Consider the following 8,938-nt stretch of genomic DNA (forward strand, 5'->3'; position numbering starts at 1 on the left):
GGAAGGACGGCGAGGGGCTCTGCCTCGCCGGTTCCGCTGATCTGGCCTGGGTCACCTTCCCCTTGCCTGAAACGAATGGATTTCAAAGGCTCCGCCTTTAACGGGGGTCCAGGGGGAAGAGCCCCCCTGGCCTTCTTTCTACCCCGCCTAACCCCGCATCGGTCAGGAGTTGTCATGAGTGCAACTACACTTTCATTCCGGCAACGCGGCACCAAGCTGCTGGCTCTGCGTGAGGCCAGTATTGTCGTTGTCGCGTTGGTCCTGGTTATCTACTTCTCGGTGGTCAATGCCAATTTTCTGACCGGGCCCAATCTGCAGACCTTGTCGCAGTTCATTGCGCCGTCGGCGATCATTGCGTGTGGCGAGATCATGCTGTTGATCTGCGGCGAGATCGATCTTTCGGTCGGGCAGATTTTCGCGCTGGCGCCGTTCATCATGGCGTTCACCGATCATGCCGGGCTCGGAATGTTCGTGGGTTTCGTGTTTGCCATGATCGTCTCGGCGCTGGTGGGTTTGATCAACGGGGCGATTACAGTGTTGCTGAAAGTGCCGAGTTTCGTGACCACGCTGGGTACGCTGTTTTTGATCAACGGATTTACCCTTACGGTTTCGAAAGGGTATCCGATCAACACGCCTGGCGGGCAGACGATGGCGAATATTTTTGGCGCTGCCGGGTATAACGAATTTCTCTGGGCGATTCTGATCGTGGTGATCATGCATATGGTGCTGCGCCATCGCCGGTGGGGGCTGCATACGATTGCGGTGGGCGGCAATCTGACCGGCGCGACCGAGGCGGGGATCAATGCCGCGCGCATCAAGATCGGTAATTTCATGCTGACCAGTATGCTCGGTGGGATCACGGGTATTCTCGAGGCGTTCCGGATCGGCTCGACCGATCCGCTGGCCGGCGGCACCAACATCATGTTCCTGGCGGTGGCTTCGGGGGTGATCGGCGGTACGTCGCTGGCGGGCGGGTCGGGTACGATCATCGGCGGGTTGATCGGGGCTACGGTGCTGGGCGTGTTGCAGGACGGGTTCACCTTGCAGGGCATCAATGCTTTCACATTCGATATGATTATCGGTGCTGCGATCCTGATTGCGATGATTGCGAACATTCATGTCGGGCGGTTGAACCGCGGAGGACGGTCATGAGCACGGAGGCGCTGCGGGCGGCGGACATCACCAAGAATTTCGGCAATATATCGGCATTGTCGGGGATTTCACTGCATGTGAACAAGGGTGAGGTGCTCGGCATTCTGGGTGACAACGGCGCCGGCAAATCGACGCTGATGAAGATCATCACCGGGTATCACAAGCCGAGTTCGGGGCAGATGTTCATCAATGGCGAGGCGGTGACGCTGACCTCGGTGGATCATGCGCGGAGCCTGGGGATCGAGTGCGTTTATCAGGATCTGGCGCTGGTGAATACGTTGCCGATCTATCACAATATGTTTTTGAACCGTGAACTGCGCAACCGGTTCGGCATGCTCGATCATGGGGCGATGCGCAAACGCGCGGCGGCGGCGCTCGATGATATCGGGGTGCAGGTGCCATCGGTCGATGATGAGGTGGCGATGCTGTCGGGTGGGCAGCGCCAGGCGATCGCGATTGCGCGGGCGGTGTATTCGAACGCGAAAATACTGTTGCTCGATGAACCGTTAGCGGCGATGGGCGCGCGCGAGGCGGGGTTGATCATCGATCTGATCCAACGCCAGCAGGCGCGCGGCGATATTTCGATCATCATGATCATGCATAATTATGCTCAGACTTTGGAAATCGCGGATCGTATCATGATGATGCAGCGCGGTACCGTGACCTTCGAGGGCAATGCCAGGGACACCTCGGTCGAGGCCTTGCTCGACATCGTCCGGCGGGAATACCGCGCGATGCGCGCGGCAGCACAGTGAGAGTGGTATGACGGAAATTCAGAACGCGATTTATCCCAGCCTGCGTGGCCGCGCGGTGTTCATCACCGGTGGTGGCGGTGGCATCGGCGCTTCGCTGGTTCGGCATTTTGCTGAACAGCACTGCAAAGTTGTATTCGTCGACATCGATCAGGCGGGCGGCGAGGCGGTGGTGCGGGAGGTGGCCGGCGATCATCCGGCGCCGCTGTTCATTCAGTGTGATTTGCGCGATATCGCGGCACTCAAGGCGGCGATTGCCAAAGGTCGTGACGCTGTCGGCGATTTCACCGTGTTAGTGAACAACGCGGCGCATGACGAACGCCACGATACGATGGCCGTGACACCGGAATACTGGGACGAACGGCTGGCGGTTAATCTGCGGCATCAGTTTTTCGCGGCCCAGGCGATCATTCCGATGATGCAGGCCGCGGGCGGCGGCGCGATCGTGAATTTTGGGTCGACCAGCTGGCATCTGAGCCAGGGCGGCATGCCGGCCTATGTGACGGCGAAAGCGGGCATCGAGGCGCTGACCCGCAGCCTCGCGCGTGATTACGGGCCTGACGGCATTCGGGCGAATTGCATTCTGCCAGGCTGGATCATGACGAAACGCCAGATCGAGAAATGGCTGACGCCGGAGGGCGAGGCCGACCTGCTCAAGCGCCAGTGCCTGAAGGAAAAGCTGGCACCGGCCGATTGTGCGCGGATGGCGCTGTGGCTGGCCGCCGATGACAGCCGGTTGATCACCGCGCATAATTTCTACGTCGATGCCGGAGCGGTCTGAGCCGGCCGGCACGGCGCGATGATCGGCGTCGATTGGGGGACCACATCGCTGCGCGCGTGGCGGCTCGATCAGGATGGTGCGGTGCTCGACAGGCGTGCCACGGCGCAGGGCATCATGGCGATAACGGACCGTCAGTTCGAGCCGGTGCTGCGTGACATTGTGGGTGACTGGCTGGCGGACGGCGAACGCCATGTGCTGTTATGCGGTATGATCGGCAGCCGGCAGGGCTGGCATGAGGTGGCCTATCTGCCGTGCCCGGCCGGGATCGATGAGATTGCGGCGCGGCTGACCCCGGTTGCTTTCGCGGGGGCGGCGGTTCGGATTGTTCCCGGTCTTGCCACGATCGATGAAAACGGCGTCGCCGATGTCATGCGCGGCGAGGAGACCCAGATTCTGGGTGCCGCTGCATGTGATGGCACGGTGCGTGTGATCTGCCTGCCGGGCACGCATTCGAAATGGGCGGTGGTGTCGGCCGGGCAGATCGAGCGGTTCAGCACCTATATGACCGGTGAGATGTTCGCGGCCCTGGCCGAGCATACGATTCTGGCGCGCACCATCGCGGCGGGGCCGATCGACCCGGTGGCATTCACCGCCGGCGTGGCGCGCGCCGCGGCGGCGGGCGGGTTGCTGCATCATGCGTTCGGCGTGCGCACCCAGGTGCTGCGCCAGGGCATGACCGAGGCGGCGGCTTATGCCTATCTGTCCGGCCTGATGATCGGGCATGAGTTGAACGCGGCGCTGGATGGCGTTGCAACGCCGGTGGCTGTGGTCGGCGCGAGCACGCTGGCGGCGTTGTATGTGACGGCGATTGCTTCGCGCGGCGGGGTGGCGATTGCGGTTGATGAGGCGGCAAGTGCCGCCGGGCTGGCACGATTGGGAGAGCGCGCATCATGGACTTGAAATCATGCCTCGCTGCATCGCCGTTGATCGCGATTTTGCGCGGGGTGACGCCGGACGAGGTCGAGGCGATCGGTGATGTGCTGGTCGCCGCGGGGGTGCGGGTGATCGAGGTGCCGCTCAACTCGCCCGATCCGTTCGAAAGCATCGGCCGCCTCGCGCGGCGATTTGGTGCGACCACGCTGATCGGCGCGGGGACGGTGATGACGCCGGCGGATGTCGCCGCGGTGGCCGATGCGGGCGGGCGGATCATTATCACGCCGCACGCCGATCCGGCGATCGTGGCGGCGGCGAAGGCGCATAATCTTCAGGCTGCACCAGGGTTTTTCACACCGGCCGAAGCGTTTGCGCTGCTGGTGGCGGGGGCGGATGCGCTAAAGCTGTTTCCCGCCGAAGCAGGCAGCCCGGCGATGCTGCGGGCGATCCGCGCGGTGCTGCCGGCGGGCACCATGGTGCTGCCGGTGGGCGGGATCGCGCCGGATAACATGGCGCCCTGGCTCGCGGCGGGTGCCGCCGGGTTCGGCATCGGCGGATCACTGTATCAGCGTGGCGATACGCCGGCGCAGGTGGCGGCGAAGGCGGCGCGGTTTACCGCGGTGCTGGCAGCGCCGAACTGATCGTCACGTCAAACGCCTGCCGCGGGTCAGAGGCGGGACGTGTCGTGGCTGGATTGTTTCCGTTCGCTGTAGCGGTCGACCAGATAGGGGGCGCGGTCGCGCAGCAGCAGGGTGAAGCGGATGAGTTCTTCCATCACGTCGGCCAGGCCGTCGTAATACGGTGAGGCGAGCATGCGGCCGGCTTCGTCGAATTGTTCGTAGGCCTTGGCGACGCTCGATTGGTTGGGGATGGTGACCATGCGCATCCAGCGGCCGAGCAGGCGGAGCGTGTTGACCGCGTTGAAGCTTTGCGAGCCGCCGGACACCTGCATGACGGCGAGAACCCGGCCCTGGGTCGGGCGGACGGCGCCAAGTTCGAGCGGGATCCAGTCGATCTGGTTTTTGATGACACCGGTGATCGCGCCGTGTAGCTCCGGGCTGCACCAGACCTGCGCTTCGGACCAGATCGACAGGTTGCGCAATTCCTGGACCTTGGGGTGATCCGCCGTGGTGGTGTCGGTGATCGGCAGGTCGCGCGGGTCGAAGATGCGGGTTTCCGCACCCATGAGGTCGAGCAGCCGGGCGGCTTCCTCGGTCAGCAGGCGCGAATAGGAGCGGGTGCGCAGCGAGCCGTACAGCAGCAGGACGCGCGGTTTATGGGTGGCGCGCGTGGCGGGCTCCAGGCGGGTGAGGTCGGGCGGGGCAAGCAGGTCAGGCTGCAGGGCGGGCATGTCATCCATGGGTGGTCGATCCCACGATCGGCAGCCATAGGGCAAGGGCTGCGAGCGTCGCGATCAGGACCGGCGGGGTGATCAGCAGGCCGATTTTCATATACTGGCCCCAGGTGATGGTGGTGCCCTTTTGCGCCAGCACGTGCAGCCAGAGCAGGGTGGCGAGGCTGCCGATCGGGGTGAATTTCGGCCCGAGGTCGCAGCCGATGATGTTGGCGTAGACCATGGCATCGTGGATGTGCGGGGCGACGTTGGGCAGGTGTTCGATCGCCAGCGCGCCGACCAGAACGCTCGGCATGTTGTTCATGATCGATGACAGGAGTGCGGCGAGAATGCCGGTGCCGAGCGCGGCAGCCCAGATGCCGTGGGCGGCGAACAGTTTGAGGGCGGCTGCGATATGATTGGTCAGCCCGGCGTTGCGCAGACCGTAGACCACCAGATACATCCCGAGGCTGAAGATGACGACTTGCCAGGGTGCGCCTTGCAGAATGCGGCGGATGTCGATGATCGGCCGGCCGGTGGTGAACAGGCGCGCGGCGATGGCGAGCAGCAGCAGAGCCGCGATGATGGTGACGAAGGAGACCGGAATGCCGAGCGGTGCGGTGATGAAATAGGCCGCCAGCAGGATCAGCAGGATCGGCCAGGCGGCGCGGAACACCACCCTGTCGCGGATGGCGGTTTTGGGGATTTCGAGCGCCGCGACGGCGTAGTTTCGATCGACCGTGCGGCGGTACAGCAGGCCGAGTACGGCGAGGGTGGCGAGCAGGGCGACGATGTCGATCGGGATCATCACCAACGCGTAGCGGTTGAAGCCGATGTGAAAGACATTGGCGCTGACGATGTTCACCAGATTGGAAATCACCAGCGGCAGGCTGGTGGTATCGGCGACGAAACCGGTCGCGATGATGAAGGCGAAGGCGGCGGCCGGCGGGAATTCGAGGCTGAGCAGAATCGCCATCACGATCGGGGTGAGCAGCAGGGCGGCGCCGTCGTTGGCGAAAACCGCCGCGATGGCCGCACCGAGCAGGACGATCAGCGGCAGCAGAATGCGCCCCCGCCCACGGCCCCAGCGCGCGACATGCAGCGCGGCCCAGCGAAACAGCCCGGCCTCATCGAGCAGGAGGGAAATGATGATCAGGGCGATGAAGGTGAAGGTCGCGTTCCAGACGATGTGCCAGACCGTGGGGATGTTGCGCCAGTGGATGATGCCGAGCGCCAGATCGACGATCGCGCCGGCCATGGCGCTCCAGCCGATGCCGAGGCCGCGGGGTTGCCAGATGACCAGGGTCAGGGTGGCGATAAAGATCGCGAGAGAAATCATGGGGAACCTGAAGTAAAGAAGGCTTCTTTCTTGTAAGAAAGAAGCAAAGAACTTTTATTGGTTTAGGTTAGGAGGGGTTTTACTGTTTCGGAGGGGCGGCAGAGTTTTACGGTTTCGGCCGTGACCACGATGGGGCGGTTGATCAGGATGGGGTGTGCCATCATCGCGTCGAGCATTGCATCGTCGGTCAGGGATTCATCATCGAGGCCGAGTTCGGCGTAGGGCGTGCCCTTTTCGCGCAGCAGGGCGCGGACGGAATGCCCATGCGGGCGATCAGGCCAGTCAGTTCCGCGCGGCTGGGTGGGGTTTTCAGATATTCGATGATGGTCGGCTCGATCCCGGCCGCGCGGATCAAATCGAGCACGTTGCGCGAAGTGCCGCAGGCCGGGTTGTGATAGATGGTGATGCTCATGCCGATTGTGCCTGGTTGAGATTGGTTTGGGGTGGGGCGCACGGGGTGCATGCAACGGCGCCCTGGCCGCAGCAGTTTTGCACCAGAAAGCCGATGAAGCCGTTCATTGCGGTGAAATCGGCCGCGTAAATCACGTGACGGCTGGCGCGGCGCTGGGTGACCAGGCCGGCACGCAGCAGGGCCTGGATATGAAAGGTGAGCGACGAGGGCACGAGGCCGAGGCGCGCGGCAATCTCCCCCGCAGCCACGCCGGGCGGACCGGCTTCGACCAGCAGGCGATAGGCGGCGAGACGGTGCTCATGCGCCAGGGCGGCAAGGGCGGTGACCATCCAGGCGGGGTCGGGTTGGTTTGATGTTTCCATGATTATCGAAATGAGGAAATATCGGGGTGGGGCGGGGCTGTCAAGGCAAGGTTTGAAGGAGAGGGAGTCTTCTTTTTTGTGAACAAAAAAGAAGCAAAAAAAACTTTGTTAATTTGGGCCCGAGCTGGTGAAAACGACCGTGCCCCAGAGTCAAAAAGTTTTTTGCTTCTTTTTTACAAAAAAGAAGTACTTTTTATACTTGGCCTTTCGCTTGGATGTTTGAAAAATAACGCTGATACCCGCCCGCCGCTCTCATGATGCAAGCGGTGCTGCTGCTGTCATGATCGGTCGCGAGGGTGATGTCGGCCTGATAGCCGCGGGTGATGAGTTCCTGGCCGGAGCGGGATTGGCTGATGATGGTGTGGAGTGCGGGGCGGAGTGCGCGGAAGGTGGCGCGGGCGGTTTCGGATTCGGCGTCGAGCGGCAGGTTGAGCGCATCGATGATGGCGCCGGCGCCGAGCCAGTCTTCGATGGCGGGGCGGATGGTGTGGTCGGCCCAGCGTTCGCCGGCGGGGATGATGCCGATGGCGCCGCCGTTCGCGATGGTTTGCGCGGCACGGGCGGTGGCGGTGGCGTTGCGCAGGCATCCGGCGAGAATGGGGGTTGTGCCGGCTGCGAGCGTGATGGTGGCGCCGTTGGGTGAGGGCAGGAGGAGTTTGGTGCCGGGTGCTATGGTGGTGAGGCTGTGGGGCGAGAGCGAGTAGCCGCCGCTTTGTGAGCGACGGGCGGCGCAGAGGGCGCCGGCCTGGCGGGCGGCTTCGGCGGCGCTTGTTGCATCGCCATGGGGGAACGGGATGATGGTGGCGCCGCGCGCGACCGCGATATCGACGGCGGTACAGAAGGATAGGACATCGATGATGATGAGAACCGCGACATGGGGTTTGAGGGCGATAACGCCGTGGTGGCCCCATTCGGTGAAGACGCGGGGTTGGGGTGGGGTGATGGTCACGCGCGGAGTTGACCATGGGGGGTGGGGGGTGGGCAAGCGGGATGATCGGGATCAGGGTTCAAGCTTGTTGACACCAGGTTGGCGGCGTGAGTCTATTCATTATGGCAGGTGACAGATTGATCGGGATCGGGCTCTACACGCCGGCGGATGCAAGCCGGTTGCTGGGCGTGCCTGCGCCGCGGATCACCCGGTGGTTGCGCGGGTATTCCAAGGGCGATCGGGAGTATGAGCCGCTTTGGCGATCGCAGGTCGATCTCGATGACGGGCAGGTTTATCTCGGGTTCCGGGATTTGATGGAAGTGCGGATCGCGGACCGGTTTATCGGCCTGGGGATTTCGCCGCAGCGGGTTCGCGCGGCGATCCGGCTTGCCAGCACGATGATCGGGGACGCGCGGCCGCTCTCGACCAATCAGTTTCGGACCGATGGGCGGGGCATTTTTCTACGCACGATCGAGACCGACGATCGGGGTGGTGAGCGGGAGCAATTGCTCGATTTGTTCAAGGGACAGTACGAATTCAGCCAGATCATCACGCCGCTGCTCAAAGGGATCGATTTTGACGATCAGGGGGTGCCGGCCTCGTGGTGGCCGGCGGGGCGGGCGCGGAAAATTCTGATCGATCCGGCGCGTGCGTTCGGGCAGCCGATCGATGCGGAGTCGAGCGTGCCGACCGGGGTGCTGGCGGCGGCTGGTGGTGGTCTGGGGGTTGAAAGCGCGGCGCGTGCGTATGGGGTTTCGGTGGGTGCGGTGGCGCGGTCGATGGCGTTCGAGGCAGGACTGGGGCGCCGGGCGGCGGCGTGAACGTGTTTTTCGACAACTGCACGTCCCATGTTCTGGCGAGCACGTTGGATGGATTTATCAGGCATCTTGGTCATCGGGCATTTCATATTACTCAGCAGTCGGTAATATAGGCGACATTTGGTGCTTTGAAGAATGATTGCACGAGACGTGGTTTGCGCTTGATGGCGGCGAGTTGGGCTTCGATT

Annotated in this window: 11 protein-coding genes; 6 read left to right on the forward strand and 5 right to left on the reverse strand. The window is 63.1% G+C overall.

The genetic code is table 11. From position 1 onward, the window contains the following. Positions 1–174: 174 nt before the first annotated feature. From B7X49_RS06275 to B7X49_RS06295, 5 genes are read left to right on the forward strand one after another with little or no spacing between them, the layout of a single operon-like run. Positions 175–1,152 (forward strand): ABC transporter permease, encoded by a 978-nt coding sequence (locus tag B7X49_RS06275; protein ID WP_029312744.1) that lies wholly within the window; start codon positions 175–177, stop codon positions 1,150–1,152. Continuing rightward, positions 1,149–1,907 carry an ATP-binding cassette domain-containing protein gene (locus tag B7X49_RS06280; protein ID WP_029312745.1) on the forward strand — a complete coding sequence of 253 codons (759 nt, stop codon included), beginning with the start codon at positions 1,149–1,151 and terminating at the stop codon, positions 1,905–1,907. The genes B7X49_RS06275 and B7X49_RS06280 overlap by 4 nt, the downstream gene beginning before the upstream one ends. A 7-nt stretch (positions 1,908–1,914) precedes the next feature. Beyond that, on the forward strand, positions 1,915–2,685 hold the full coding sequence (locus B7X49_RS06285) for an SDR family NAD(P)-dependent oxidoreductase (protein WP_286703968.1): 771 nt from the start codon (positions 1,915–1,917) through the stop codon (positions 2,683–2,685). 18 nt (positions 2,686–2,703) lie between these two features. Further along, positions 2,704–3,585: a 2-dehydro-3-deoxygalactonokinase gene (locus B7X49_RS06290; RefSeq protein WP_286703969.1), complete on the forward strand. Its 882-nt coding sequence runs from the start codon at positions 2,704–2,706 to the stop codon at positions 3,583–3,585. After that, positions 3,576–4,199: a 2-dehydro-3-deoxy-6-phosphogalactonate aldolase gene (locus tag B7X49_RS06295; RefSeq protein ID WP_286703970.1), complete on the forward strand. Its 624-nt coding sequence runs from the start codon at positions 3,576–3,578 to the stop codon at positions 4,197–4,199. Before B7X49_RS06290 ends, B7X49_RS06295 begins: the two co-directional genes overlap by 10 nt. 26 nt (positions 4,200–4,225) lie before the next feature. Here the strand turns inward: B7X49_RS06295 and arsH are convergent, their stop codons facing one another. The 5 genes from arsH to B7X49_RS06320 all read right to left on the reverse strand — a co-directional run bounded on the left by arsH (position 4,226) and on the right by B7X49_RS06320 (position 7,953). After that, complete coding sequence (gene arsH, locus B7X49_RS06300) at positions 4,226–4,918, reverse strand: arsenical resistance protein ArsH (protein WP_286703971.1); 693 nt, start codon at positions 4,916–4,918, stop codon at positions 4,226–4,228. Then, complete coding sequence (locus B7X49_RS06305; protein ID WP_286703972.1) at positions 4,911–6,230, reverse strand: arsenic transporter; 1,320 nt, start codon at positions 6,228–6,230, stop codon at positions 4,911–4,913. The genes arsH and B7X49_RS06305 overlap by 8 nt, the downstream gene beginning before the upstream one ends. A 62-nt stretch (positions 6,231–6,292) precedes the next feature. After that, on the reverse strand, positions 6,293–6,697 hold the full coding sequence (locus tag B7X49_RS06310; protein ID WP_353737191.1) for an ArsC/Spx/MgsR family protein: 405 nt from the start codon (positions 6,695–6,697) through the stop codon (positions 6,293–6,295). Further along, on the reverse strand, positions 6,639–7,004 hold the full coding sequence (locus B7X49_RS06315) for a helix-turn-helix transcriptional regulator (protein WP_286703973.1): 366 nt from the start codon (positions 7,002–7,004) through the stop codon (positions 6,639–6,641). The genes B7X49_RS06310 and B7X49_RS06315 overlap by 59 nt, the downstream gene beginning before the upstream one ends. A gap of 193 nt (positions 7,005–7,197) precedes the next feature. Then, positions 7,198–7,953: a 2-phosphosulfolactate phosphatase gene (locus tag B7X49_RS06320; RefSeq protein WP_286703974.1), complete on the reverse strand. Its 756-nt coding sequence runs from the start codon at positions 7,951–7,953 to the stop codon at positions 7,198–7,200. 101 nt (positions 7,954–8,054) lie between these two features. Between B7X49_RS06320 and B7X49_RS06325 the strand changes: the two genes are divergently transcribed. Beyond that, positions 8,055–8,753, forward strand: a complete 699-nt coding sequence (locus B7X49_RS06325; protein WP_286703975.1) for a hypothetical protein — start codon at positions 8,055–8,057, stop codon at positions 8,751–8,753. Positions 8,754–8,938 lie beyond the last annotated feature (185 nt).

It is taken from the genome of Acidiphilium sp. 34-64-41, assembly GCF_002282635.1.
Lineage (GTDB): Bacteria > Pseudomonadota > Alphaproteobacteria > Acetobacterales > Acetobacteraceae > Acidiphilium > Acidiphilium rubrum.